Raw genomic sequence first — 26,368 nt, 5'->3', positions numbered from 1 at the left:
AAAAATGCACTGGCCCATCGCATTGCTGTGGCGAACCGGCCCTTAGTTGTATATACATATACATACGCCGACACCAACAGTAAACTGGTGTTATTATTTTTTTATTTGACGAGGTTAACGTCTTGGTTGATCAACAGACCGTGCTGCAACTGGCTGCTGCCATGAGCGATACCCCCGCCCCGATCTATCAACGGGTCAAGCAGGCGATCGTAAACCAAATCCGTGCCGGCCACTGGCTACCGCACCAACGCGTCCCCTCGGAAAGTGAACTGGTGGCCGAGCTTGGCGTCAGTCGCATGACCATCAACCGTGCGCTGCGCGAACTGACCACCGAAGGTTTCCTGATCCGCATGCAGGGCGTGGGGACCTTTGTCGCCGAAGCCAAAGCGCACACCGCCCTGCTGGAAGTGCATAACATCGCCGACGAAATCGCCGCCCGTGGCCACCGCCACAGCAGCAAAATCCTGCAGTTAAAGGCCCGTCCGGCCAGTGAAGAAGAAGCGCTGGCGCTAGGCATTCAACCCGGCCAGCAGCTGTTCTATTCGCAAATCGTGCATTATGAAAACGACCTGCCGGTGCAGGTGGAAGACCGCTGCGTCAATCCTCTGATCGCCCCCGACTACATGCTGCAGGATTTCGATCGCGTCACGCCTTATATCTACCTGACGCAGGCCGCCCCGTTGACCGCAGGCGAGCACATCGTGGAAGCCGTGGTACCAACCCATCAGGAGCGCGAACTGCTGCAACTGGAGGACCACGAACCCGGCCTGCTGATCCATCGCCGCACCTGGTCCGGCAAAACCGTCGTGACCTCGGCGCGCCTGCTGTACCCCGGCAGCCGCTATCAACTGTTTGGCCGTTTCACCAGCGAAGTCTGACCCCGGCGGGTGCTGCTTTGGCACCCGTCCTTCCACAACGATCACATCCCGATAACAAATTTTTATCCCGCCTCTTGTGACAACTCAATGAATGCGCTAGGTTGTTTTTAATTGTATATACAACCATGTGGGAGCCAAGGCTCCGGCGGAGAAAAGCCATGACTTCTGAGATTCACTGCGACAGCCTGTGGTACGGGGCCGATATCGTCACCATGCGCGACGGCAAGTATCACACCCTCAGCAACGGCGCGATCGCCACGCGTGACGGCAAAATTGTCTGGCTGGGTGAATATGACGCGCTGCCGGCGACGCTGACCGCAGATGAAAGGGTAAAATTCGACGGCGGCATCATCACGCCAGGCTTTATCGATTGCCACACCCATCTGGTGTTCGGCGACAACCGCAGCGCAGAGTTCGAACAGCGCCTGAACGGCGTGAGCTATGCCGAGATCGCCGCTCAGGGCGGCGGCATCATTTCCACGGTCAAGGCCACCCGCGATGCCGACGAAGAACGGTTACTGGAACAGGCTCTGTTCCGACTGCGCCCTCTGCTGGCAGAAGGCGTGACCTGCGTCGAGATCAAATCCGGTTATGGACTGACGCCGGAAAGCGAACTGAAAATGCTTCGAGTGGCACGTCGACTGGGCGAACTGCTGCCGGTAGAGGTGAAAACCACCTGCCTGGCGGCGCACGCCCTGCCGCCGGAATATGCCAACCGCGCCGACGACTATATCGATTTGGTGTGCAACACCATTATTCCTCAGGCCGCCTCCGCCGGGCTGGCTGATGCGGTTGACGCCTTCTGTGAACATCTGGCGTTCTCACCGGCACAGGTGGCACGGGTGTTTGCCGCCGCAGAAGCCGCCGGACTGCCGGTGAAACTGCATGCCGAACAGCTTTCCGCGCTGGGAGGTAGCGAATTGGCGGCGCAGCACCATGCACTTTCCGCCGATCACCTTGAATATGCCACCGAACAGGATGCCAGGGCGATGGGCGACGCCGGTACCGTTGCGGTGCTGCTGCCGGGCGCTTACTACCTGCTGCGTGAAACCCAATGCCCACCGGTTGATTTATTCCGTAAACACAACGTGGCGATGGCGATTGCCAGCGACGCCAACCCTGGCACCTCTCCGGCACTGTCGCTGCGCCTGATGATCAACATGGCCTGTACGCTGTTCCGTCTGACACCGGAAGAAGCTCTGGCAGGCGTAACGACCCACGCGGCGAAAGCGCTGGGCCTGCAGGCGAGCCACGGCACGCTGGAAACCGGCAAGGTGGCCGACTTTATACACTGGCCGCTGTCGCGACCGGCTGAACTGGCTTATTGGTTGGGTGGACAACTGCCCTGCACGGTGATTTTCCGAGGAGAAATACGTCAATGACCATTCGCGATCCTTTTGATTTCCATGCCGGCAGCCTGCCGCTGCTGATCAGCATTCCCCACGCCGGGACCCGGCTCACTCCGGCGGTTGAGGCCGGTTTAACCGAGGATGCACGGCCGCTGCCCGACACTGACTGGCATATCCCTCAGTTATATGATTTTGCCCGTGCTATGGGTGCCAGCGTGCTGGTCGGCAATTACTCGCGCTTTGTCATTGACCTGAACCGCCCGGCGGACGATAAACCGCTGTATACCACCGCCACCACCGGCCTGTACCCTGACGTGCTGTTTGACGGCCGTCCGAGTTTTCAGCCGGGCAAGGCACCTTCTGACCAGGAACGGGCCGGCTATCTGCAGCAGATCTGGCAGCCGTATCACCAGCAGTTGCAAGACGAACTGGCGCGGTTAAAGGCTAAACACGGCTACGCGCTGCTGTTTGATGCGCACTCTATCGCCTCGGTGATCCCACGTTTATTCGACGGTAAACTGCCGGATCTCAATCTGGGTACCAACGGCGGCGAAAGTTGCGCCCCGGCGCTGAGCGACCGTCTGGTTGCCTGTTGTGAACAACAACAGCAATTCACCCACGTGCTTAACGGCCGCTTCAAGGGTGGGTATATCACTCGCGCTTATGGACAACCGCACCAGCAGCAGCACGCGATCCAACTGGAGTTGGCGCAGGTGAACTACATGTCCGAACAGTATCCCTTTGCCTTTGATCCACAGCGCGCCGCTTCCCTGCAACGCCTGCTGAAACAAATGATCGACAGCCTGCTGTCCTGGGGTGGCCAGCCGCGCTAACCCCTTTCGTCCCTGCTGCGGGGCCAGGTTATGGCCCCGCAGCCAGCACGCCCTCTGAACGATATTTCTTAGCCGGCTAATTTTCTGGCGCACATCTTGCTTCTCTCCCTCCACCGTTTCGATTTGCGTACTGCATCGCAGTTTTGATCGAAAATCTGCCTATCTGGTCGGAACAGCGCACAAAACAGCGGCACAGGGATTTCGCGGTACGCGACAATCTGGCGAAAAGCCCGCTGAGGCACAAATCAGGAACTTACTCTGGAGGCGATGTATGTCCGAAGTCCCACTAAACTGGCGCGCCGCACAGGCATGCGCCGAGCAGTTGCTGGCTGATTGGCAGCGCGACGGCGAGCCCGGCGGTGCCATTACCCTGTTCGACGCCGCACAGGTCCAGGCGTGCGCCAGCGCCGGTCTGGCTGACCTGGCACAAGAAACCCCTTTTACCGCCGACAGCGTGGTGCGTTATGCGTCGGTGACCAAACATATTTTTGCCGCGCTGGCGCTGAACGCCACCGACAACGCCCTGAACCTGGATGACCGGCTTGGCGACTTGCTGCCTGAGCTACAGGTCCCGCTGGCGGACGTTACCGTCGGTCAGGCGCTGGATATGACCAGTGGGCTGCCTGACGTGCGTGAAACCCTCGGGCTGCTGGGCATCTCGGTACATACCCGCAGCGAAGCGCAACCGGTGATGCAGTTCCTTCAGGAGCTTGGCGAGCTGAACTATCCGGCCGGCAGCGAAATCACCTATACCAATACCGGCTATCGCCTGGTTGAGGCGGCGCTGCAAGCCAAAGGGTATGACTTTGACCATCTGGTGCAGCAACACATCGCCCAGCCGCTAAAAGTGCAGCTACGGGCGCCAGAGAGCTGGTTTGACGTGGTGCCGGGGCTAACCCCCGGTTACTGGCGTTCAAAACAGGGTTGGCAACTGGCCAGTGCCGGCCTGCATCTCTCCGCCTCCGGCAGTCTGACCGGCAGCGCCAATGCCCTCACTCGCTGGTTGCAAACGCTGCTGGCCGATCAGGGGCCGGGGCGCGGCGTGCTGGCGCAACTGAGCGCTCCGCGACATCTCAATCAGGGTCAACTCAGCGCTTACGGGTTGGGGCTGGCGCAAACCCCGCTCGGCAAACATCGTCTGCTGGGACACGGCGGCTCCCACGCCGGTTACAAAACCTACTTCCTGCTGGCACCCGATAGGCAAGTCGGTGTCGCACTGGTGGCTAACCGCGAGGACTGCGACAGTTTCGGCATGGCATTGCAGGTGATGGCCGCCTTACTGGGCGCAACACTACCGCAACGCAGCAGCGCCATTCCCGATGGCATTTACACCACGGTAGCCGATCCCTATTGGCTGGAAGTGAAGGACGGTAATGTCGCCTATATGGGGAGCGATGAACCGCTGTATCAGGCCGATGACGGCTACGCGGTCTCGCTTTCCGCCCATATGCCGATGCGGCTGAAATGGACCGGCGAAGCGGTTGAGGGAGAAGTCTGCCACGTGGAACGCCGTTTCCTGCCGGTCACGGCCAACCACGAGTGTCTGAAACACGTGCAGGGTTTGTGGTATCACCCGCAATACCGCACCGCCTTTGAAATTTGCGGTGACCAGGTACACATCGGCGTTGGCCCCGCAGCGCAGTACGGCACTATCAGCTCACTGGGTCAGGGCCGCATGCTGGTCGAAAGCAGCGACGGCCCGTGGCAGAAGCGTTTTTGCCTGTACTTTCGTGGTTATAGCGTGAACTTGATTGCCAATCGTAGCCGAGTCCTGACCTTTCAGCGTAGCGGTGCCGGTGGCGATTAATCCTGCCGATCACCCCGGTTTGCCGGCCCGAACGGCCAGTAAGGCGGTAAACAGCCGCTGCTTGTCGGCCTCACTGAGGTTAGTCTGCGTTAGAGTGTGAATGAAACTGTTACGGGCGGCTTCGGTCAGCGGACCGGTTTTCAACTGCTGCGCCAGCCGCTGTAAAATGCGGCTGCTGAGTTCGGCAATTTGTGGCCGCACGCTATCCAGCGGGCGCGGCTGCCAGTCATTTTCCGGTTGTGCCAGCCAGTCGGCGCGGAAACGGTACTGAATTGCCTTGGCGGCATCCATTTGCGCCATGATAAATGGCCGCACCGTCAGCGGATCCAATCCCAGGCGTTCTGCCTCTGCTTGCGCGCCAGCCAACACTTTAGATTCCTGCGCCAAATCCTCGATCGGCAAATGCTGCTGCGCCTTGTAACCGGCAACGTCCTTCATATAAGCCAACCGCTGATTAACCAGCTCGCCGAGCGCCACACCGCCGTCCGCCAGCGCTGAAAAACTGACCAGGCAGCAGGCAATCAATAACGTCCTGAACATGACCATTCCTTATCTTCTCGAAAATAATCAGGAAAAGAGTTCACCACGTTCTCTGCTCTTCAGGCAAATAAAAAGCCTCGCCGAAGCGAGGCTTTAGACTGATGACAAACCCCATTCTTGCCCAGAGCGAGTAGATGTCGATAAATAAAAATCAGGAAAATCAATTTATTGATTTTCGGCTGATCGCTACAAAGCAGGAAAAACCACGTTTTTTCCTGCTTTGTCCGCAACTTTAAAGCCTCGCCGAAGCGAGGCTTTAAAACGGAGTGTGTAATCTTAGTTAAATACGCCGTTGATCACCGAGGCCACCAGGGCGGTACTCAGCGCCACCAGCACCAGATCGTCACCGGCAATACGCCACTCATAGCCCGGGTAGTAAGGCAGGTCTCGCAACATGGATGACGGCACCATTTTCTTGGCGATGCCCGGAGGCAGCGGCTTGCCGCGCGCCAGATTTTTTGCAATCCCCGGCGGCAATGAGCTGTAGCCGGTCAAACCATAGTTTCGTGCCAGTGAACGTGCACGATCGCGGGAAATACTGACGGAAACCAGCCCCTGGTCACTCTCGTTGCCTTTGGCTTTATTTCCATGATTGCCGTTATTACCATGATTACCGCTGTTGCCATGACCGTTACCGTTACCGTTGCCCCCTTTATCGGCAAATGCCGGGGCGGATGACAGGCCCATCGAAACAATCAGCGCCAGCACTGTGAGAGTAGTACGACGTTTGCTCATGATTTCACTTCCTGCATGGGTTATTAACATCACTATAAGCCTAATTCCCCACATAAAGCATGCGGAAAACTCTGAGAGTATGATCCCTTTAGAGACCTGTGGCAGGCAATGTTGAGAAATATTATTCCAGCGCAAAACTATTCGATAAAACCGAATTTTAAGCCCAGATTTTTCTTGCAGCAAAATAAGTCTTGCCGTAGTTTGGCAGTGTCACAAAAAAGAGTTAGCTTGCTCTTTTTCGTAGCACCTCAAATCATTTATTATCATCCAGAATGATAATTCGGACGATTTCCCGCCGCTCAGTGCGGGATTCTTTTTACCAATAATTAGACATCAGATGCACCGATTCAGTGCTTTTTGTTGAGATTTGGTTGCCAATACTTTAAATTCAGCGTCTGAGAAACCTTAACCTCCCGCGGTAGCCAGTTGGCGACGGGTGGGCGTTCAGGAGCAAAAGACATGCAAATGACCCTCATGGAATATATCACGCAGCACTTTAATGGCGATCTTCACCGCTACGCGCAATCCGAAGGCGTGAGCCGTGAACAAATCATCAGTTGGATTGATAATGAATGCCATGTAATCAAAGGACGATTATTTATGCCGGTACGACATTTACCCGGTGAACAAGCGCAGTGATGACGAAAAAAAACCCCGCCAAAGCGGGGTTTTCTGTTTCTGATACCACGGAAAATCAGAAGTTATAACCGGCGACCAGGTAGTAGCCCCAGCCGGTAGATTTGATTGGGCCCTGTGGGGTACCAATATCTGCCCCATCCTGCCATTGGCCACCGTTATGGAAATAACGAGCCACGAAGGAGTAGTGCCAGTGATCGTAGTTCAGCGCCAGAATATGGCTGGAAGCGATCGAGTTGCTGGTGCGAACCTGTTTGCCAGTGCCGTCGGTCCAGTTGCTGTCTTTGCCCAGATCGGAACCAAAGTCAAAGTTGGTGAAGCCGATGTAGCTCAGATTGCCGCCCCACAGTTGGGTCAGTGGCACAAAGTATTTCACCTTGAAGCGGTAACCATCCCAGCTGTTTTCGTTGGCAGCCTGATAGTTTTCCCACTGGTATTTTGCATAGATGTTCATCGACAGGCTCATCGGCAGGCCGGTCTCGATATCGGTGCCAAGACCCATGTACCAGGTGTTCTGACGGCCGTCGGTGTCGTGGCCCAGGTCATAAATGTAGTTGTTGGCGAAGTACCATTCTTTGAATGGACCAAAGCTCAGATCGGTACCGGTCAGTTTGTCGATAGAGAAACGAGGTTCGATCTCCATAAACATCGGTGAGCCCTTGTCCCAGATACCACGGTCCGGGGTGTTGCCAACGCCGAAGAATTTAGGCACATCGACGTAGCCATAGAAATCAAACCAATCTTTTTTAGCGAAGGCTTCGTACTCCAGGTAGACGTCGTTGTTCAACTGAGGTCCGAAACGGGTGTGGTAGCTGCCCACCACGTTAACGCTCTGGTGCCACCAATCCGAGACGTATTGGCTGTCTTTGCTATCAGCCATTGATGCTGCACTGTAAGACGCTGCGAGTAGTACACCTGCTGCGAGAGCTATTTTTTTCATTTTATTACCACATGCTTAAAGGGCCATTTCCTGCCCGTTAGAAAAGATGACAATGAGTCTGACGACACCTGGCGTTGCCTCCGCTTACAAACTTCTTGGGCGACGCGCGCATTATAGAAATCACCGGGTGTAAGAAACTGTGATCCAGTTATGCATTTCGCGAATAGGTAATCGATTGCGTTCACATTTGTCAAATTATGTTTCATGAAAATTCACGTTCGCTGTGATTTTTGTCATGCACGGTGATTTTTAAAGCAGTTTCTGTGCCAATTGTGCGCAACACAAAAAGTTACCGGATCTTTTCGCAGAAATGAAAAAGCCGGTGTTTTTAGCACCGGCATTTCTTGGGAATGCTACAGAGGAAAACGGAGGATACGGCGGAACACTTGCCAGGATTCAGCTAATTGAAGGTATTGCCTTGGCGATATTTTCCTTACGGAATACCACCTCTTGCCCCGGCTGGATCTCCCACTCCCTCGGCGGGATATCCACCTTCGGCGCGGCGGCGATCACCGAACCATAAATCAGTTTGTCTTCCCGGCGCAGAATGCTGACATCAAGCTGATATTCATGGCGCAGATTGGCGGTAGTCAGGCGCACGGTATCACCGCGCATATAACTTCCACCGTCAATCTCTGGCTGCTGAATGAATTGGATATCGTCTCTCATTTTTATGTTCCTTCATGTTTGTCTGCTAGTTAGATTCTAGTTCAACATTGGGCAACCGGCGGAGCATTTCCGTTAGTTTCCTCGGGTTGCCCGCCAACAAATTAACGATCCCAGAGTCACCATTACCACGCCCTGCCAGAAGCTGGCGGTCAGTGCGGTATTCAATACCAGCGCGGCAAATACCGCTGACAGCACCGGGGTAAAATAGGATACCGTCGCCAACAGCGTCATATTGCCGTGCAAAATACCCACATTCCACGCCGCGTACCCTGCCCCCATCGCCATGCCGGCACAGAGTAACGTCAGGGTCACCGGCAGGGTGAACTGCATGCCGCTTTCGTGGCTAAAGGCGTATTTCACCCACAGCGCAACGGCGGTCAGGGTAATAAACAGCACCACGCCGTTATGACCCTGGGCAATTCTCTTGGTCAGGTTGCAATATAACGCCCAAATTATCGCGCCGCCGAAGGCCAGCGAATAACTCAATGGATTACTGCGTACGTTAGCCAGCATTTGCGCCGGCGACCAGCCGCCCTCACCACTCATGATCCAACCGATACCGAACAATGACAGCAGTAATCCGGGCAGTAGCCACCACTTGGCCTTTTGTCCGTTAAACACCAGCGCCATCAGTACGGTGAAACAGGGCCAAAGGTAGTTGATCATCCCGACCTCGATGGCCTGCAAGCGGGTGTTGGCATAGCCCAGCGACAGCGACAGACAGATTTCATAGCTGACAAACAGCAGGCTGCCGAGGATCAGGTAGGCGCGCGGAAAATGGCGAAGATTCGGTAGCCGTAGCGCCAACAGCAGAAAAACTGCGCTGACGCTGTAGATCATCGCGGCACCGCCAATAGGCCCCAACCCTTCGCTGACGCTGCGGATCAGGCCAACCACGCTGCTCCACAGCAGGATCGCCAGCAGACCGAACAAAGTGGCTTTATACGAAACGGGGAGTGAAGACATGGAGGTGATCCAATCGGTTATTTTTTATCAGTATTTTCACTCTACTGTCCGACGGACAAAAAAGAAAGGCGGGAACCCCCGCCTGACTCAGTTATTGCTGCGGTTGTCGTTCCAGCTGTGGTGGCGGCTGGCGGAAACGCCGGGTGAGATACGCCAGGTAACCAAAGCCCATAACCGCCCAGATCAATCCCATGGTCAGCGAGCTTTTTTCCAGGTTTAACCACAACACGCCGACCGTTAACGCCCCGACCAATGGCAGGAACAGATAGTTGAAGCGATCCTTCCAGCTCTTGTTACGCCCCTCGCGAATGTAGAAATGACTGATCACCGACAGGTTAACGAAGGTAAAAGCCACCAGCGCACCGAAGTTGATCAATGCGGTCGCCGTGACCAGATCGAAAGACAACGCGGACAGTGCGACCAGCCCCACCAGCAACACGTTGAGTGATGGCGTGCGCCATTTCGGGTGGATATAGCCGAAATATTTTTCCGGGAACACGTTATCGCGCCCCATCACATACAACAGCCGTGAAACGCTGGCATGTGACGCCAGGCCCGAGGCCAGGGTGTTGATAAAGGTGACGCACAGGAAAATCGACTGGAACAACTTTCCGCCCACGTACAGCGCAATTTCCGGCAGTGCCGCATCTGGCTGATGGAACCGCTGAATCGAAGGGAAAAACAGTTGGATAAAGAATGACACGCTGATGAAGATCACCCCACCATACAGCGCGGTCAGGAAGATAGCGCGCGGGATCACTCTGGCGGCATCTGGCGTTTCTTCACATAGCGTGGTCACCGCATCAAAGCCGAGGAACGAGAAACACAAGATGGTGGCGCCGGTGATGATCGGCAGTAAATGCGCATTTTCGCTGACGAAGGGTTGCAGGCTCCATACCGTCCCCAGTCCTTCACCGTTGTGCAGGCCACGTACCACCAGGAAGATAAATACCACAATGATCGCCACCTGGGCCAGTACGAACAGGGTATTGAAGTTGGCCACCAGATTGACGCTTTTCAGGTTGATGGCAGTAATGATAATCACAAAACCCACCACCCATATCCACGGCGGTACTTCAGGGAACAACGCCGTCAGGTAAATCTTCGCCAACAGGGTATTGATCATCGGCAGAAACAGATAATCGAGCAGTGAAGACCAACCCACCAAAAAACCGACGTGCGGATTTATGGCTTTTTGCGCATAGGTGTAGGCTGAACCGGCGGTCGGGAACTGGCGCACCAGCTTGCCGTAGCTGATGGCGGTGAACAGCACGCCGGCCAGCGCCAGTAAATAGGAGGCCGGTACGTGACCGTCGGTAAGGCCGGAGACGATGCCGAAAGTGTCGAATACCGTCATTGGCGTCAGATAGGCCAGGCCCATCATCACCACTTGCCACAGCTTCAGGCTTTTACGCAGTTGCGGCTTTGCTGCCTCATTGATGTCAGTCACATTAGTCGTCATGGCTCTTCCCCTCGTTGTCCTCTGCTGGTAACCGTTTAACGTCATTCAGAGAGGCCGCGGGGAAACTGCTGCTCAGGCGGCGGGAAGTGCGGTTTAAAGACAATAAAACTCGGCCAGCGGCTGGCCCGTATTCACTGCGGTACAGGCAGATGCCTGCGCAGACGGATGAAACAGTTATGGCTGTCATGGTTATTTCCTCGCCGGCGTCCTGTACGCCAAAGTGGAAGCAATGCTTTACCGCAGCGCGCAGCATCGCAGGCCACAGGATAGCCGGCGGAATGCGCCATACGCGCGCGGTAGGATTGGCGTCGAGCGGGTCAGGCGTTTTTCAGCATCCACTCGATTTCGGTTTCGGTGATCAGGCGCTCAAACTGCACCAGCTCATCCGTTTTACAAGCCAGGTAAACATGGCTGAACCTTTCGCCCAGCAGGGCATTCAGTACCGGCTGATGCTCAAACTCATACAGCGCATCGCTTTGGCGGATCGGGAACGGTAGCCCCTCCTGCTCCAGCCCGTTGCCGGTCACCGGCTCTTGCAGCGGCAGGGTGGTTTCCAGGCCGTAGACAATGCCGGCCAGAATGGTCGCCATAACCAGATAAGGGTTGGCATCCGCACCGGCTACGCGATACTCCACGCGATGACTGTCGCGATCGCCGCAGGGAATGCGCAGCGCCACGGTGCGGTTGTTATGGCCCCAGGACGCCTGGGTCGGCACGTACATGCCCGGCTGGAAACGACGATAGGCGTTAACGTTCGGTGCCAACAACGCAATAGAAGAAGGCATCAGGGCAATCATCCCGGCCAGCGCCTGTTTCAGCAGCGCGGAGTCTTCACCATCGTCGTCTGCCAGTACGTTGTTGCCCTGCCGGTCCAGCATGCTGATATGCACGTGCATGCCGCTACCGGCGTGTTCTTCGTAGGGTTTGGCCATAAAGGTGGCCTGCATGTTGTGGTTTTCCGCCACCATGCGGATCAGGCGTTTTAATGCCAGCGCATGGTCACAGGCCTGCAGGACGTTGTCGGTATGATGCAGATTGACTTCAAACTGGCCGGGTGAAGCCTCCGCCACCGCACCGTCTGCCGGCAGGCCCTGCATACGCGCCAATTCGTCAATCTCGCTCAGCACGTCGGCAAAGTGGTTAAGATTATCGACCGAGTACACCTGGCTTTGGGTATTGCGCTCCTGAGTGCCCGGCGCACACGGCGGCTGCAGATAGCCTTCCGAATCGCGCTGGCGATCGATGAGATAGAACTCCAACTCTACCGCTACTACGGGGGATAGCCCGCGCTGACGCAAACGCTGCCACACTCGGTTCAGCACATTGCGCGGTTCAACGTCAAAGGGAGTACCATCTTCATCGAGCATGGTGAGCAGCACCTGGCCGATATATTGCGGATCCGCCGCCGACGGTGTCAGGGTGCCCAGCACCGGCACGCAGATATGATCCGGCTCACCCAGCTCCTGCCCCAGCCCGGCCTCCTCAACCACATTGCCGAGAATATCCATCGCAAACACCGACGCCGGGAAGTAACACCCCTTCTCCAGTTTGCTCAACCCAGCGACCGGAATACGTTTGCCGCGGAAGCTGCCGTTAAGGTCGGTCAGCAGAACGTCAACGTGCTGAGTTAATGGATAACGCTCCAGGTAGTTCTTCACTTCACGCTGGAACGCGCTACTTCGCTTTTCTTCATGATGCTGAACAAAGTTTTCCACTTCTACTATGTTGGTCTGCATGATTCACCCGCCATGTATGTTTTTGTCTGTGGTTCTCACACTTATTGCCGTCGATGTTTTTTGACCATCTTGCTCAATATAATGTCCACCAATGAAACATAGATGCAACAAAATTGTTTTGCAAGTGTTACTTTGAGTTTGAATATTGCCCATTTGACTGCTAGATTTATAAAATATTGAACGAAAACGGCAGTGGAGAAGCTTATCGTTCATAATTTCGAACATACCAAGGGGACAGCATGGGCAATATATTTAACAGACCAGTGGTCGGCGTAGTGATGTGCAGGTATAGGTTAAACGGGCACCTCACTCAGACCTTGCAAGAAAAGTACCTAAATGCCGTAGTCGCTGCCGGAGGGCTGCCCATCGCCCTGCCACACGCGCTGGCTGAGCCGAAACTGCTGGAAGAATTGCTGGAGCACCTCGACGGTATTGTGCTGCCAGGCAGCCCCAGTAATGTGCAGCCGCACCTTTATGGTGAAAACGGCGATGAGCCTGACGCCGATCCTGGGCGAGATGAATTGAGCCTGGCGCTGATCCGCCACTCGCTCGACAGGCGCATTCCCCTTTTCGCCATTTGCCGCGGTATGCAAGAAATGGTGGTCGCCAGCCAGGGCACCCTGCACCGCCGGCTGTTTGAATTACCCGAACTGCTCGAGCACCGTGAAGATCACGACCTGCCGCTGGAACAACAATACGCCCCCGCCCACGAAGTCATCGTTCAGGAAGGCGGCCTGCTCTCGCAACTGATACCGGATTGCAACAGATTCTGGGTGAACTCACTGCATGGCCAGGGGGCAAAAACCCTTGGCCCCGGCGTACGTATTGAGGCCCACGCCGCCGATGGGTTGGTGGAGGCCATCAGCCTGCGCGACCAGCCTTTCGCGCTGGGTGTGCAATGGCACCCGGAATGGAACAGTGAGGAGTACGCTCTGTCACGCCTGCTGTTTGAGGGTTTCATTAGCGCCTGCCGGAACTATCAAAAGGAAAAACGCCCATGAGCGATGTCAGCTTGGCACCGGGAAAACGCCTGTCGCAAATCCGCCAGCAATTGGGATTGTCACAGCGCCGCGCGGCCGAACTGTCTGGATTAACCCACAGCGCCATCAGCACCATCGAGCAGGACAAGGTCAGCCCGGCCATCAGTACCTTGCAAAAGCTGCTGACGGTGTATGGGCTGTCACTGTCGGCGTTTTTCGCCGAACCGGAAATACCGGATGAACCACAGATTGTGATCGACAGCCAGGATCTGATTGAGATTGGCAGCCAGGGGGTATCGATGAAGTTGATCCACAACGGCGACCCTAATCGCACCCTGGCGATGATGATCGAAACCTATGAACCGGGTACCACCACCGGCGAACGCATCAAGCATCAGGGGGAAGAGATCGGCACCCTGCTGGAAGGCGAAGTGGTTTTGCAGGTCAACGGGCAGGCCTATCACCTGTCGGCCGGGCAGAGCTACGCCATCAACACCGGCATTCCCCACAGTTTCAGCAACACGTCGGCGCGGATTTGCCGGATTATCAGCGCCCATACGCCGACGACATTCTGATCAACGGAGCAAGGTATGGACTTCCACCATTTGCAGTATTGGCAACACCGGGCGCAGGCCCTGAAAATTGAGAACCGACTGTTTATCAATGGCCGCTATCAGCAGGCCGCCGAAGGCCAAACCTTTGCCGTGGAGGATCCTGCCGGGCAACGTGAGTTGACCCAGGTTGCCCGGGGCACCAGCGTCGATATCGATCTGGCGGTCAGCGCAGCGCGTGAAGTATTTGAGCGCGGTGACTGGTCCAGGGCGGCTCCGGCACAGCGCAAAACCACTTTGTTGCAGTTGGCGAACCTGATGGAACAGCATCAGGAGGAACTGGCGCTGCTGGAAACGCTGGATACCGGCAAACCGATCCGCCACAGCCTGCGCGATGACGTACCGGGAGCCATCCGCTGCCTGCGCTGGTATGCCGAAGCGGTCGACAAGGTTTATGGCGAAATCGCCCCCACCGGCGGTGATGCGCTGGCGTTGATTGAACGCGAGCCTATCGGCGTGGTCGGCGCCATCGTGCCGTGGAACTTTCCGCTGTTATTAGCCTGCTGGAAACTCGGCCCGGCGCTGGCCACCGGCAACAGCGTGATCCTTAAACCCTCTGAAAAATCCCCGTTGACCGCCATCTATCTGGGCAAGCTGGCCCAACTGGCCGGATTGCCGGACGGCGTGCTGAATATTGTTCCAGGCTACGGTCACGATGCCGGCAAGGCATTGGCGCTGCACAACGACGTCGACGCCCTGACCTTCACCGGATCCACCCAGGTCGCCAAACAACTGATGATTTACGCCGGTCAATCCAATATGAAACGGGTGTGGCTAGAGGCCGGCGGCAAGAGCGCCAATATCATCTTTGCCGACTGCCCGGATCTGGACAAGGCCGCGCAGAGTGCCGCCGCCGGCATCTTCTATAATCAGGGACAGGTGTGCATTGCCGGCACCCGGCTGTTGGTGGAAGAGAGTATTCAGCAGGCGTTCTTACAGGCGCTACGACGACATGCGGCAGCCTTCACCCCAGGCGATCCGCTCGATCCGGCGACGGTGATGGGCACGCTGATCGATCAGGGCCACTGCGAGAAAGTGGCCGACTACATCGAACAGGGCCTGAGCCAGGGTGCCGACCTGTTCCTCGACGGCCGCGAACACCCACAGAGCGGCCATGTCGGCTACCTCGGCCCGACCATTCTTACCCAGGTGGATAACACCATGAGCGTGGCGCGTGACGAGATTTTTGGCCCGGTATTGGCCGTCACCAGTTTTAGCGGTGAACAGCAGGCCATGCAGTTGGCCAACGACAGCGACTACGGTCTGGGCGCCGCCATCTGGACGCGTGACCTGTCCCGCGCCCACCGACTGGCACGCCAGTTAAAAGCCGGTACGGTGTTCGTCAATAACTACAATGACGGCGATATGACGGTCCCCTTCGGCGGCTACAAGCAAAGCGGCAACGGTCGCGACAAATCGCTGCACGCGCTGGAAAAATTCACCGAACTGAAAACCACCTGGATTTCGCTGGAATAAGGGCAAATATCATGACTGAACATGTAAAAAGCTATTATGCGGCCTCGGCCAACAGCCACGCGCCCTACCCGCAGCTGAATGACTCTATTGAATGCGACGTCTGCATCGTCGGCGGTGGCTATACCGGTCTGTCTTCCGCACTGTTTCTGGTAGAAGCCGGCTATAACGTGGTGCTGCTGGAATCGGCGCGCATCGGTTTCGGCGCCAGCGGCCGTAACGGCGGCCAACTGGTCAACTCTTACAGCCGCGATATTGACGTGATTGAACAACGCTATGGGGCAGAAAGCGCCCGCGTTCTCGGCAGTATGATGTTTGAGGGCGCAGAGATCATTCGCAGCCGTATCCAAAGGTACGCCATCGAATGTGACTATCGCCCCGGCGGCATCTTCGCCGCACTGAACAACCGGCAATACCATGCGTTGGTCGAGCAGAAACAGAACTGGGAACGCTACGGCAATACTCAACTTGAGCTGCTGGACGCCGGGCGTATCCGTCAAGAGGTCAATAGCGAGCGCTACGTCGGCGCGCTGCTGGATCATAGCGGTGGTCATATTCATCCATTGAATCTGGCACTCGGGGAAGCCGAAGCCATTCGCCTGCAGGGTGGGCGGATCTTCGAACAATCGGCCGTGACCAACATTCGCCACGGCGAACCGGCCATGGTCAGTACCGCTAATGGGCAGGTGAAGGCGCGTTATGTGATCGTGGCCGGTAACGCTTATCTGGGCGATAAGCTGGAGCCAAGACTGGCCAAACGCAGCATGCCGTGCGGCACACAGGTGGTTGCCACCGAGCCGCTGGCACCAGAAGTGGCGCAGTCGTTGATCCCACAAAATTACTGCGTCGAGGACTGTAACTATCTGCTGGATTATTATCGTATTACCGGCGATAACCGCCTGCTGTACGGCGGTGGCGTGGTGTACGGTGCCCGCGATCCGGACGATATCGACAATCTGATCCGCCCGAAACTGCTGAAAACCTTCCCGCAGTTGAAAGGGGTAAATATCGACTACCGCTGGACCGGCAATTTCCTGCTGACGCTGTCGCGTATGCCGCAGTTCGGCCGACTGGAAAACAACGTTTATTACATGCAGGGCTACAGCGGCCACGGCGTGACCTGTACCCATCTGGCGGGTAAATTGATTGCCGAGTTAATGCAGGGCGATGCGGAACGCTTCGATGCCTTTGCCAAGCTGCCGCACCTGCCGTTCTTCGGCGGTCGCAACCTGCAAATCCCGTTTACCGCCATTGGCGCGGCCTACTACACTCTGCGCGATCGGATCGGGGTGTAAAGCACGCAGGCCCGGCGTTTAACCTTGCCGGGCCTGATGATTAACGCTTAAACAATTTTCGGTTGGCCGTCTGAGGCGGTCGCCCCACCGTCAACCGGGATATTGGCACCGTTGATAAAGCTGGCGTCGTCACTGGCCAGGAATGCCATCACCGCAGCCACTTCTTCCGGCTCTGCCGCCCGGCCCAAAGCAATACGTTCGTTGAATTTGTCGCGGATCTCCTGCGGCCAGCCGTTGGTCATATTGGTTTTTACCAGGCTCGGGCACACCGAGTTCACCCGCACGCCATCACCACCGTGATCGAGCGCCATGGCACGCGTCAGGTTTACCACTGCCCCTTTGGCCGCGCAGTAATATGCCGCACCCCAGTCGCCGCCCAGGCCAGAGACCGATGCGGTGTTAACGATGCAGCCTTTGGTTTTCAGCAGATACGGCATGGCAAATTTGGAACAGAACACCACGCCGTCAATATCGACCCCGGCGATGCGACGCCAGTCATCTACGCTGGTTTCCAGCACGCTACCCGCAACGTGCACACCGGCATTGTTTAACAGCACGTCGATGCGGCCCAATTTCTCCGCCACTTCGTACATCATTTTTTCAACCGCGACATGGTCAGAAACGTCGATATGCACCGCCAGTGCCTTGCCTTTCGGCAGCGAGGCCGCCACTTTATCTACCGCTTCCTTTGCCCAGTCGGCCAGCACCACGGTTGCGCCCTCAGCGGAAAACCGGCGTGCCGCCGCTTCCCCCATCCCGTTGCCTGCCCCGGTGATGATGACCACTTTATTGTCGAAACGCATAAGAACTCCTCCATGTGAATGTATTTTTATAAATCATACAAATACTGATTGAGTCCGAGGATAAAACTCATGGGCGGAGAGGAACAGTCAAAACGTGCGGTTTGCTAATCACAAAGAGGTATCCAATGCGAATTCAATGCGCTAAGTCAGGCATTATCGGAATTAAGCCAAGTGTTTGATAGGGTTAATAAAATTTATCACAGTGACTATTCCCGCTGTGCATTATCACCTATCAATAAGTCCCGTACCGGCGCGATAACGCAGTTGGCGTGCACAAAAAGCCATCGCCTTCACCTGCCTTTATCGTTCCTTAAATAGAACAATGCATCCTGAGTTAACCCTCTAGCGGAATTTTCTCTTGCCCCTACACTGTTTCCAAACACTGAGATTACATCTTGGTTAGGCAGCATTAATTGGTTTCAACGTCCCGATTACAGAGGAATAAAAGATGAGCACTCCAGCAAACTTTAATGGTCAGCGTCCTGTTATTGATGCCAATGACGCGGTCATGTTGTTGATTGACCACCAGAGTGGCCTGTTCCAAACCGTCGGCGATATGCCAATGACGGAACTGCGCGCTCGCGCTGGTGCACTGGCCAGTATCGCTACGCTGAGCAAGTTGCCGGTCATTACCACAGCGTCAGTACCGCAAGGTCCGAATGGCCCTTTGATCCCGGAGATCCACCAAAATGCCCCGCATGCGCAATATGTGGCGCGCAAAGGTGAGATCAACGCCTGGGATAACCCGGATTTTGTTGCAGCCGTTAAAGCGACCGGCCGCAAAACTCTGATTATCGCCGGTACCATCACCAGTGTTTGCATGGCCTTCCCGTCGATCAGCGCCGTTGCCGAAGGCTATAAAGTATTTGCCGTTATCGACGCCTCGGGTACCTATTCGAAAATGGCGCAGGAAATTACCCTGGCGCGTGTGGTGCAGGCAGGTGTGGTACCGATCGATACCGCCGGCGTGGCCTCTGAACTTCAGGGCAGCTGGAATCGTGAGGATGCACAACAATGGGCCGAGGTTTACACCAAAATTTTCCCTGCGTATCAACTGCTGATTGAAAGCTACGTTAAAGCCCAGGACGTAGTGAAAAATAACGAAGTGCTGGATTCCCAGCGCGACTAACGCTCCTTCTCTGGCTGGTCTGTTTCCCCCTGGGCCAGCCCTGCTCGCCTGAGCAATATGCATAAAAAAACCCCGGCTTTCGGCCAGGGTCATCAATGTTTGTCGGTCACTTTCCCGACTGTCATGTTATGGCGTAAGCGTCCGTCCAACACTCCAACCTTACGCAGCCTAAGCACAACTTTTTCACAACAGAAAAATAGACTCAACTGCGGTCGCTATTATTATTACGACGCCAATCTTTTTTGCTGTTGCCAATAACTATTGCTATTGGAATATTCTGAATATGAATATTTTAGATAAACTCCGGGTAATCCCGGAGTTTATTCAGGTAATTCTTTTATTTCTTAGCTGCTCCGGTTTACACCTTCTTCGCTATCGTAAGGAATAAAACACTACCTATAAATTATAAAACTACTACGTTGCCGGCAGAAGGACCCTTCTGACCATTTTCGATAGTGAATTCAACGCGCTGACCTTCATCAAGCGTTTTGAAATCATTGCTCTGGATAGCGGAGAAGTGCACGAACACGTCTTTGCTGCCGTCTGCCGGGGAGATAAAGCCAAAACCTTTACCTGCATCAAACCATTTTACCAAACCAGTCATTTTAGTAGACATAGATATTTCCTTTATATTTTTGAGACGCCATAAGGCGATTGAGGTCTGTTTTTATTGGAAACTTACTTGGGCACTAGAGAAGGAAATTCGCGGAAGAAGAGGTATCTATGGGATATCACTAATACTGAGAACTGCTTTACTAAAACTGCTTTCATAAGGTCTGTACTACAAACCGATGACGCTATTTATACACGAGGTATTTATTTAAGCAAGAGTTATTTAAATTTAAGTCTCTTCCCCCACCTCCGCATTGCGCCATTTATCTTCAATCTCTGTACCGGTGGCGTCAGCACAGGTTTTGTTATTGTATTGGTGTTTGATTGTAATAAAACCTTAACATAAACCTGACAAATCAATAAGTTCTCGACACCGGCATCGCCAAATTGCTAGGATCGCAATTGTGATCTTTCGGATAATGACTTGTGTGATTGTGACAGGATAGTTATGAATTTTAATAAAATAATGGCCAGTGCGGCCTTTATCGCAAGCCTGACAGGGTGTCAGCCAACCCCACCAAGTTTTGTGAAAAATGCTAACGCATTGCTTGAAAAGCAAATTTCCCAGATTGCAAACGACAAAGCTCACTGTCAATACACCAGTAATAGCGGTTTTTGGCTGTCCGCATGCTTGTTGCCTGACTCTCACCCCACCCCGCTATTCGCGTTGTTGGAGCCGGAAGGTGTTATGCAAGCTAATGATAACCTGGCGATATTTGTAGTACCGATAAACGACGATGCACGTCATTTTACCAAGCAACCCGGCTTCACCATTCCGGTAACGGTACGGAAAATGCCGATAGATGCCGATAAAGTGATTAAATCCTTACCCTCCGCCGGCTTGTAAATCAGGCGTGACAAAAGCAGGAACGCCAGTCACGCTTAGCCAATAACCGCAATGCCCAGCCGCTCCATCATCTGAAACACCTGATAACTGTCCAGCTTAACGCCCTGCAGATCGGTGCTGCGCAGATCCAGCTCACCCAATTCCGAGTTGGTCAAATCACAATGGGTAAAGTTGGCGGCACGCCAATCAAACGACGCAAACTCGCCACCGGAAAGATCCGAACCGCTAAAAGTCGCCCCCAGGATCTGCGCACTGTTCCAACGGTTTTCCCACAGCTCGCACTTCTCCAGTACCACTTTCGAAAAATTGGCATAGCTCAGGTTGCTTTTGGTGATGTATGCGCTGCAAAACCAGGTGCGTGGGGTGATCATATTCATAAAGCTGGTGCCGCGAAAGTCTGCGCCCTGTGCCCGGCACTCACGGATTTCGATACCTAATGCGCTGGCATTTCTGAAGTCCGCCATCGACAGGTCACAGTTTTTGAAGCTGGCATCTTTCAATAAGGCACGGCTGAAATTACCGCCCTGTTGGCTCTCGCGGTCATAAAACTGACAGTCGATAAATTCGGTCCCCGTCAGGTCGGTGCCCGAAAAATCGCAGTTGATAAAGCTGCCGTTTTCAATTTTTTCGCCGGTAAACCGGTTACGAGCAATCTTTTCACCATCCAACTTCAACGTCAACGTCATCGCACCACACCTGTTTATTTATACAGTCAGTGAGGCATTATAAGCAGATCTGCTGGCCAGTGAAAAACGTTTTGCCCGTTTTTTCCGCTGCACAGCACAAAAAACACAACGAGAGGAAAGTGAGGCTTAAACCTGCCGCACCTGAAGGCGGTTCATGTTTACCCCGCCAGTCTGCGCCTGCAACACTCCCTGTTCAATTAACGCGTACAGGCGGAAATTCAAAAAGGTGTCGTCCACCGAATAGGGAGTTTTCACCATGGCGTTTCCCACCACCCTTGAGCCCTGGGTATACTCGTTCGGGCAATGTTCCAGCAGCAGCGGATCGTAGTAATCCAACGCTTTCCCCTGCACTTCTCCCTGGGTAAAAATCCTCACGGGTGCTGTGTCCGCCAACAACCGCCGCCAGTCTTCAATAAGCGCCACTTTATCTTCTTGAGTCAATTCACGCCGACGGATCCACAGCGGCTCCAACATTTCAGCCGGACACCAGTTGGTGCTCATCCGCCCGGTGTGTTCGGTGACGTTAACCACAAAGACCTGCCGCTCGCCGATCAGCGGCAACAGCGCGCGCAACATCAGTTGCTCATCGGGGTTATCGCCAATCCACAGAGTCACCTGCCCGGTGACGACGGTTAGCTGTATTTTCAGGTTTTCCATCGCCGTCAAGCGCTGTGAAGAAGTGTCCCACTCCGGCGCGTAAACAGAATGATGCAGATCTCGAAACCAGCAGGACCTCGCCTGCTGTCCCTGATCATCATCCAGCGCACACAGCGGCCCGAATGACAGGTTATCGGTGAAATCCAGAACGTTTTCTCCCGGGTAGGCCAACCGAACGCAGCCACCCGACAGTGCGATATGCACATCCTTCATCAATGCTCTCCTCCGCCTGTTCCCAAAAATAATCCTGAAGGAATTCTGCCAACATTTCTGCGCAGTCACTAGACAAAAAATCCGAATTTGCCTGCCCGAATGACACAAAAAAACTGCACCTTACTCAGTTGGTATCCAACTTTTTGGGTGCAGTTCAGGTGCGCTAGGCCCGGGTATCTCGGATTCAAAGACAACTTTGTCATCACACTCAACCGCCCTCGGGCGGTTAATTATCGCTGGCGGAATTTATTTCAGCGCTTCCTGGATCGCATCAGCCATCGGGCCAATGTGCTTTTCAGCGGCCTTCAACTGAAAATCCACACCGTTGCCGTCGTTGGTATCAGACAGCGTGGCCTTGATCAGCTCCAGCGCCGCCTGCACCGCCACCAGTCTTTTATGTTGCTCATCCGTGATCGGTTTGGAGCTCATCGTGGTCGGATAGTATTGCTCTAACATCGTTCTCTCCTTGTGATTAGGCTAGTGGCCAACTTAACAGAATTTAAAGATATTTCTAATGGATCGAGCCACAGAATCCATATTCTTTGCGGTAATGAATTCCATGACCAAATCAACATGGTGAATAAGTGAACTATAATTGGGCGAACTGAGGTTTTCAGCAGGTAGTCGATTATGTCATTTCAAGGTAGCTGTCACTGCGGCGCCGTCACCTTTACGGTGAATGCCGAACTGCCCCATGAGGCTCTAAGTTGCAACTGTTCAATCTGCCGCCGTAAAGGCATGTTGCTGGCGTTTTTCCCGATCGGCAGCTTTGTGCTGAACAGCGGTGAAGAGCTACTTCGCGGTTATACCTTTAACAAACACATCATTCAGCACCAGTTCTGCCAGACCTGCGGCACAGAGGCTTTTGCCTACGGAAAAGGCCCGGACGGTGCAGCAATGTGCGCCGTCAATCTTCGCTGCGTGCCAGAATTGGCGCTGGATTCGTTGAAAATCCATCCGTTTGACGGCGCCAGCGCCTGAAAGGCCCAGACAGGAAACAGGCGTGAATCAGCGAAACTCCACCCAGCTGGCACCGGCATCGGCGGAGCGCACACAGTTTTCGACCCAACGCACCCCCATCGTCCCGGCAGCAACGTCGGGGTACCAAAAATCGGCCAGAAAATCCCGATCTCGCCGATCGGTAGCATCCATCGCCCGGGCAAAGCGTCGGTACAGATTCGACCAGGCTTCAAACAACCCCTCCGAATGACCACCACCAATCCGATCGTCCGCCAGTGCTATAGGATCCAGATAGGACATACCGCGTTCCAGAATGCGTACCGGTTCGCCCTGCACTTCAAATCGCAGTTGGTTCGGCTGCTCGTCCCACCACTCCAGGCTGGCCTTCTCACCGACAATTCTGACCTTCTGCCCATGCATCGAACCACTGTTAACCGCAGAGCACCACAGGGAGCCAACGGCACCATTGTCATACTCCATCAGCACATAGGCATTGTCCTCCAGCGGTGCCCGCGTTTTGACAAAACTCTGGCGGCTGCACATCAGGCGTTTGACCTTTAGCTGCGGCACCATGGTTTCCGCCAGGAACAAAGGATGGGTAGCCAAATCACCCAATACGTAGCTGGGGCCGACAAAACGGGGATCCACCCGCCAGCGGGTGCTGGGGTTATCCAACTCCACCGCCGCCGCATGGAATCCGTGCGCAAATTGCATGTTGATAATGCGGATCTCACCCAGCAGGCCGTCGGCGATCATCTGCCGGGCCTGAAGGATCAACTGGTGTCCGGCGTAGCCGTAGGTAACCCCGATAATTTTATGCTGTTTTTGGCTCAGTTCGACCAGCGCCTGCGCTTCTTCAACGGTGAAACACAGTGGTTTCTCGCACACGACATGCAGGCCAGCGGCCAGTGCCGCCTGACAGATGGCAAAGTGGGTATTATTGGGGGTGGCAATGGAAACCGCCTCGATGCCATCCACTCTGGCAGCCTCTTCGCGAAATAGCGTAGCGTAATCCGGGTAACAACGCTCCGCTGCGATCCCCAGGCTCTGTCCAAAAAGACGCCCTCGCTGCGCGTCAATATCAAACGCCCCGGCCAACAGGGAGAAAGTGCCATCGCGCAGTGCCGCAGAACGATGAATATAACCAATCTGACTGGTTCCGCCGCCGCCAACCATCCCCCAGCGCAAGGATCGTTCCAAAGGTTTAATGCCGTTGATCATCACGTTTCTCCTGATTAAAAACCGAGGGTTCGTAAATAGTTGAGGCTTTCTGTTACATCACTCAGGCTGCCCTGCGCATGACGGGGGTCGCGCTCCTGCTCAATGGTGATCCAACCCTGATAACCCCGCGTCATTAATAATTCTCGCACCGCCGGGTAATCGATCGCCCCCTTGCCCAATGGACACATCACTCCCTGCGCGCAGGCAGTGAAGAAATCCAGCCCACTCGCCAACACCTGGTGGAATACCTGCGGGTTAACGTCCTTGAAGTGCAGGTAATCGATGCGCGCAAAATAGCGGTCAATCCAGGTGGTCGGGTCCATGCCTGAGTAATACAAATGGCCGGTGTCCAGGCACAGCCCGGCGATTTGGTGAGGAATTTGCTCGACCAGTTGCTCAATTTCATCGGCGAATTCGATACAACCACCGGCATGCGGATGCACTACCGGCCGCACGCCATATTCCTGCCAGGCAATTTTGCCAAGCGTCATGATATGGCCGATCATCCGCTGCCAGTCCGCCTGGGTAAGTCGCGGTGCCAATAACGACTGCCCGGCAAATTTGGCACGCTGAGGATTACCGAAATCAATAATCACCAGATATGGCGGTGAGAAATTACCGGCATTGATAGACTGCGCCCTGGCAGTCTGCGACAAATTGCGACAAATGTTATGTGTCAGCTCAAGGAGATAGCTAAAGTTTTGTTCGCTGACCAGATCGTCGAAAATGGTGCCGGCCACCAGCGACAGTCCGTGCCGATGTAATTCGGCGCTCAGGATATCGGTATCTGTGGGCAGATAGCCCCAGGGCCCCAGCTCGATGCTGCGATAGCCGGCAGCGCTCGCCTCCTGCAGCACTTTGGTGTAAGGCGGAAGATGCGGGTTTTTAGGGTCATCCACACCCCAACTACAGGGCGCATTGGCAATCGGCAAACTCATCATTTTTATTCCGGGTCGAAGTCGAAGTGACCTCAGCATTAAATAAACGTTTCGAAATCAGCAATGATGAAACTTTCATTCTTTGATGGCGATCGCGTTAATTTTGATAGTTTAAATGATGGTTTTTTATCAAAAGCAGACAGGCCGAAGCGCCCGGGAGATTAGGATATTTATAATGAAAAACGGCTCCGCCAGAGGGAGCCGACTATCAGAGGTTTTCTTTGGTGATCAGATCAAAGCGGTTAATGGTGTGACTAAAACCGGAGGAGCCGCCACCGGTGGCGGCGACAAAAGTGCTGATGACTGACGCCGCAAACTCGGCAATACGATGCCTGAGCATCAGATCCAGCGTGCCATCGATCAGCGCCATTTCGCCGCCTGCAACCGGGCCATGACCAATCAGCATCACCTGATGCTGCCTGCCGCTTTCCCTCAGCGCAGCAATAATCCCTTCCACACCCCCGCAGGGTGCATACAGAGCTACCAGATTGGGATGTTGCTCCAGCAAGGTTTGAGTGACTTGTCTTGCGCTTTCGGCCCGTTCATGACTGCGTACCGGCTCAAGCACCCGCTGACCACTCAGGTGTTCGCGCAGGTAAGATCGAAAGCTGATTTCGCAGGTTTCCTGACACAGAAAACGGTTATCGCCGATAATGACCCCGACATCGCCCTGCCGATGGCACAAGCGCTCCACCGCCCAGCCGGCGGTACGACCTGCCTGCTGGTTATCCCAGCCGATATAACCGGCACGGCTGTGTACCGATAAATCCGATAGCAACGTGAATACCTTTACCCCCTGCCTGCCAGCCTCTTCCACCGCAAAACGGATCATCGGGTTATCCAGCGCCAGCACGCCGATCACATCCACACTTTGGCTTAACTGTGTGATGGCGGCAGCGGTGTCGCTGACCGCACTGATATCATGAAACATGAACTGTGGCGGCTGCTCAGCGTCGTAATAGGGTGCGGCCTGTTCCAGCAGGCTATCCGCCAATTGTGCGTAGAACGAATGTTCCTTGCGCAGCAGGATAAAGCCCATTTTAATCCGTGCGGCTGGTTGGCACACCGCCTCAAACAGTTGATGCGATTTCTCTAGTGCGAAGCCTAATTTGTGCGCCGCCGCAATGACCCTGCGTGCCGTTTCCGGCCGTACTGTTGCGCGCTGGTTTATTACCCGATCAACCGTAGCGATACCAACATGTGCCTCTCTGGCAATGGCGGCCAGGGTGGTTTTCTTGCCTGCCATAATCGTCTCCCTCATGATTTTGATAAAAACTATCATGTCCCAGCCGCCCATAGAAATCAGGCTGCCGTTTTTGTGTGATCGGGCGCGTTAATGCGTAATACGCTCAGCAATAAGGCTCGAAATCCGTTCTGGTGTTGGCCGCTGCG

Annotated in this window: 27 protein-coding genes; 12 read left to right on the top strand and 15 right to left on the bottom strand. The window is 54.8% G+C overall.

From position 1 onward, the window contains the following. Positions 1 to 122 precede the first annotated feature (122 nt). From hutC to SERS4_RS0111355, 4 genes are all read left to right on the top strand, one after another. On the top strand, positions 123 to 878 hold the full coding sequence (gene hutC / locus SERS4_RS0111370) for a histidine utilization repressor (RefSeq protein WP_012006500.1): 756 nt from the start codon (positions 123 to 125) through the stop codon (positions 876 to 878). A gap of 158 nt (positions 879 to 1,036) precedes the next feature. Next, the gene (gene hutI, locus SERS4_RS0111365; protein ID WP_017892582.1) at positions 1,037 to 2,260 is read left to right on the top strand and encodes an imidazolonepropionase; all 1,224 of its coding nucleotides are present in this window, start codon (positions 1,037 to 1,039) and stop codon (positions 2,258 to 2,260) included. Continuing rightward, on the top strand, positions 2,257 to 3,060 hold the full coding sequence (hutG, locus tag SERS4_RS0111360; protein ID WP_017892581.1) for an N-formylglutamate deformylase: 804 nt from the start codon (positions 2,257 to 2,259) through the stop codon (positions 3,058 to 3,060). Before hutI ends, hutG begins: the two co-directional genes overlap by 4 nt. Positions 3,061 to 3,331: 271 nt before the next feature. Beyond that, positions 3,332 to 4,867, top strand: a complete 1,536-nt coding sequence (locus tag SERS4_RS0111355; RefSeq protein ID WP_017892580.1) for a serine hydrolase — start codon at positions 3,332 to 3,334, stop codon at positions 4,865 to 4,867. Between the two features lie 9 nt (positions 4,868 to 4,876). On the opposite strand, the gene SERS4_RS0111350 is transcribed toward SERS4_RS0111355, so the two are convergent. Further along, on the bottom strand, positions 4,877 to 5,407 hold the full coding sequence (locus SERS4_RS0111350; RefSeq protein WP_017892579.1) for a chorismate mutase: 531 nt from the start codon (positions 5,405 to 5,407) through the stop codon (positions 4,877 to 4,879). A gap of 276 nt (positions 5,408 to 5,683) precedes the next feature. Continuing rightward, the gene (locus SERS4_RS0111345) at positions 5,684 to 6,142 is read right to left on the bottom strand and encodes an anti-virulence regulator CigR family protein (protein WP_017892578.1); all 459 of its coding nucleotides are present in this window, start codon (positions 6,140 to 6,142) and stop codon (positions 5,684 to 5,686) included. Between the two features lie 459 nt (positions 6,143 to 6,601). Here SERS4_RS0111345 and SERS4_RS0111340 point away from each other — a divergent pair, with 459 nt between their 5' ends. Beyond that, positions 6,602 to 6,781 (top strand): hypothetical protein, encoded by a 180-nt coding sequence (locus SERS4_RS0111340; protein WP_017892577.1) that lies wholly within the window; start codon positions 6,602 to 6,604, stop codon positions 6,779 to 6,781. 55 nt (positions 6,782 to 6,836) lie between these two features. Here the strand turns inward: SERS4_RS0111340 and SERS4_RS0111335 are convergent, their stop codons facing one another. From SERS4_RS0111335 to SERS4_RS0111315, 5 genes are all read right to left on the bottom strand, one after another. Beyond that, positions 6,837 to 7,718 (bottom strand): nucleoside-specific channel-forming protein Tsx, encoded by an 882-nt coding sequence (locus SERS4_RS0111335; RefSeq protein ID WP_026142337.1) that lies wholly within the window; start codon positions 7,716 to 7,718, stop codon positions 6,837 to 6,839. Positions 7,719 to 8,114: 396 nt separating this feature from the next. Continuing rightward, a complete protein-coding gene (locus SERS4_RS0111330) occupies positions 8,115 to 8,387 on the bottom strand; it encodes a hypothetical protein (RefSeq protein WP_012006493.1) in 273 nt (90 codons plus the stop codon). Between the two features lie 72 nt (positions 8,388 to 8,459). Further along, complete coding sequence (yddG, locus tag SERS4_RS0111325; RefSeq protein ID WP_017892575.1) at positions 8,460 to 9,353, bottom strand: aromatic amino acid DMT transporter YddG; 894 nt, start codon at positions 9,351 to 9,353, stop codon at positions 8,460 to 8,462. A 91-nt stretch (positions 9,354 to 9,444) separates the two neighbouring features. Beyond that, a complete protein-coding gene (locus SERS4_RS0111320) occupies positions 9,445 to 10,815 on the bottom strand; it encodes an APC family permease (RefSeq protein ID WP_012006491.1) in 1,371 nt (456 codons plus the stop codon). A gap of 317 nt (positions 10,816 to 11,132) precedes the next feature. Next, positions 11,133 to 12,551, bottom strand: a complete 1,419-nt coding sequence (locus SERS4_RS0111315; RefSeq protein WP_012006490.1) for a glutamine synthetase family protein — start codon at positions 12,549 to 12,551, stop codon at positions 11,133 to 11,135. A 239-nt stretch (positions 12,552 to 12,790) separates the two neighbouring features. Between SERS4_RS0111315 and puuD the strand changes: the two genes are divergently transcribed. The 4 genes from puuD to SERS4_RS0111295 are packed head-to-tail and all read left to right on the top strand — an operon-like array spanning position 12,791 to position 16,910. Beyond that, positions 12,791 to 13,552, top strand: coding sequence for a gamma-glutamyl-gamma-aminobutyrate hydrolase (gene puuD / locus SERS4_RS0111310; RefSeq protein ID WP_012006489.1), 762 nt, complete (start codon positions 12,791 to 12,793; stop codon positions 13,550 to 13,552). Then, entirely contained in the window at positions 13,549 to 14,106 is a 558-nt protein-coding gene (puuR, locus tag SERS4_RS0111305) for an HTH-type transcriptional regulator PuuR (protein WP_012006488.1), read from the top strand. The genes puuD and puuR overlap by 4 nt, the downstream gene beginning before the upstream one ends. Before the next feature lie 15 nt (positions 14,107 to 14,121). Further along, complete coding sequence (puuC, locus tag SERS4_RS0111300) at positions 14,122 to 15,618, top strand: aldehyde dehydrogenase PuuC (RefSeq protein ID WP_017892573.1); 1,497 nt, start codon at positions 14,122 to 14,124, stop codon at positions 15,616 to 15,618. A gap of 11 nt (positions 15,619 to 15,629) precedes the next feature. Then, positions 15,630 to 16,910: an FAD-binding oxidoreductase gene (locus SERS4_RS0111295; protein ID WP_017892572.1), complete on the top strand. Its 1,281-nt coding sequence runs from the start codon at positions 15,630 to 15,632 to the stop codon at positions 16,908 to 16,910. 47 nt (positions 16,911 to 16,957) lie between these two features. Here SERS4_RS0111295 and SERS4_RS0111290 read toward each other — a convergent pair whose 3' ends face one another. Further along, positions 16,958 to 17,713 carry an SDR family NAD(P)-dependent oxidoreductase gene (locus SERS4_RS0111290; protein ID WP_017892571.1) on the bottom strand — a complete coding sequence of 252 codons (756 nt, stop codon included), beginning with the start codon at positions 17,711 to 17,713 and terminating at the stop codon, positions 16,958 to 16,960. 448 nt (positions 17,714 to 18,161) lie between these two features. On the opposite strand from SERS4_RS0111290, the gene SERS4_RS0111285 reads away from it, so the two are divergent. Next, complete coding sequence (locus SERS4_RS0111285; protein ID WP_012006484.1) at positions 18,162 to 18,842, top strand: hydrolase; 681 nt, start codon at positions 18,162 to 18,164, stop codon at positions 18,840 to 18,842. A 403-nt stretch (positions 18,843 to 19,245) separates the two neighbouring features. Here the strand turns inward: SERS4_RS0111285 and cspA are convergent, their stop codons facing one another. Continuing rightward, a complete protein-coding gene (gene cspA, locus SERS4_RS0111280; protein WP_012006483.1) occupies positions 19,246 to 19,458 on the bottom strand; it encodes an RNA chaperone/antiterminator CspA in 213 nt (70 codons plus the stop codon). 444 nt (positions 19,459 to 19,902) lie between these two features. Between cspA and SERS4_RS0111275 the strand changes: the two genes are divergently transcribed. Then, positions 19,903 to 20,301 (top strand): hypothetical protein, encoded by a 399-nt coding sequence (locus tag SERS4_RS0111275; protein WP_017892570.1) that lies wholly within the window; start codon positions 19,903 to 19,905, stop codon positions 20,299 to 20,301. Between the two features lie 35 nt (positions 20,302 to 20,336). Here SERS4_RS0111275 and SERS4_RS0111270 read toward each other — a convergent pair whose 3' ends face one another. The 3 genes from SERS4_RS0111270 to SERS4_RS0111260 form a co-directional block, all read right to left on the bottom strand. After that, on the bottom strand, positions 20,337 to 20,981 hold the full coding sequence (locus SERS4_RS0111270; RefSeq protein ID WP_012006481.1) for a Qnr family pentapeptide repeat protein: 645 nt from the start codon (positions 20,979 to 20,981) through the stop codon (positions 20,337 to 20,339). A 132-nt stretch (positions 20,982 to 21,113) separates the two neighbouring features. Beyond that, complete coding sequence (locus SERS4_RS0111265) at positions 21,114 to 21,857, bottom strand: DUF3658 domain-containing protein (protein WP_017892568.1); 744 nt, start codon at positions 21,855 to 21,857, stop codon at positions 21,114 to 21,116. A 246-nt stretch (positions 21,858 to 22,103) separates the two neighbouring features. After that, positions 22,104 to 22,313 carry a hypothetical protein gene (locus SERS4_RS0111260; RefSeq protein ID WP_012006479.1) on the bottom strand — a complete coding sequence of 70 codons (210 nt, stop codon included), beginning with the start codon at positions 22,311 to 22,313 and terminating at the stop codon, positions 22,104 to 22,106. 174 nt (positions 22,314 to 22,487) lie between these two features. Between SERS4_RS0111260 and SERS4_RS0111255 the strand changes: the two genes are divergently transcribed. Then, on the top strand, positions 22,488 to 22,838 hold the full coding sequence (locus SERS4_RS0111255) for a GFA family protein (RefSeq protein WP_017892567.1): 351 nt from the start codon (positions 22,488 to 22,490) through the stop codon (positions 22,836 to 22,838). 27 nt (positions 22,839 to 22,865) lie between these two features. Here SERS4_RS0111255 and SERS4_RS0111250 read toward each other — a convergent pair whose 3' ends face one another. The 3 genes from SERS4_RS0111250 to SERS4_RS0111240 form a co-directional block, all read right to left on the bottom strand. Beyond that, complete coding sequence (locus tag SERS4_RS0111250) at positions 22,866 to 24,038, bottom strand: Gfo/Idh/MocA family protein (RefSeq protein WP_017892566.1); 1,173 nt, start codon at positions 24,036 to 24,038, stop codon at positions 22,866 to 22,868. Positions 24,039 to 24,052: 14 nt separating this feature from the next. Continuing rightward, positions 24,053 to 24,976, bottom strand: coding sequence for a TIM barrel protein (locus SERS4_RS0111245; protein ID WP_026142336.1), 924 nt, complete (start codon positions 24,974 to 24,976; stop codon positions 24,053 to 24,055). A gap of 208 nt (positions 24,977 to 25,184) precedes the next feature. Then, complete coding sequence (locus tag SERS4_RS0111240; protein WP_026142335.1) at positions 25,185 to 26,222, bottom strand: LacI family DNA-binding transcriptional regulator; 1,038 nt, start codon at positions 26,220 to 26,222, stop codon at positions 25,185 to 25,187. Between the last annotated feature and the right edge of the window lie 146 nt (positions 26,223 to 26,368).

The sequence above is a fragment of the Serratia sp. S4 genome, assembly GCF_000347995.1.
Classification (GTDB): Bacteria; Pseudomonadota; Gammaproteobacteria; order Enterobacterales; family Enterobacteriaceae; genus Serratia; species Serratia quinivorans.
Note: the sequence above shows the minus strand (reverse complement) of the source record. Positions and strands in the feature narration are given on the sequence as shown.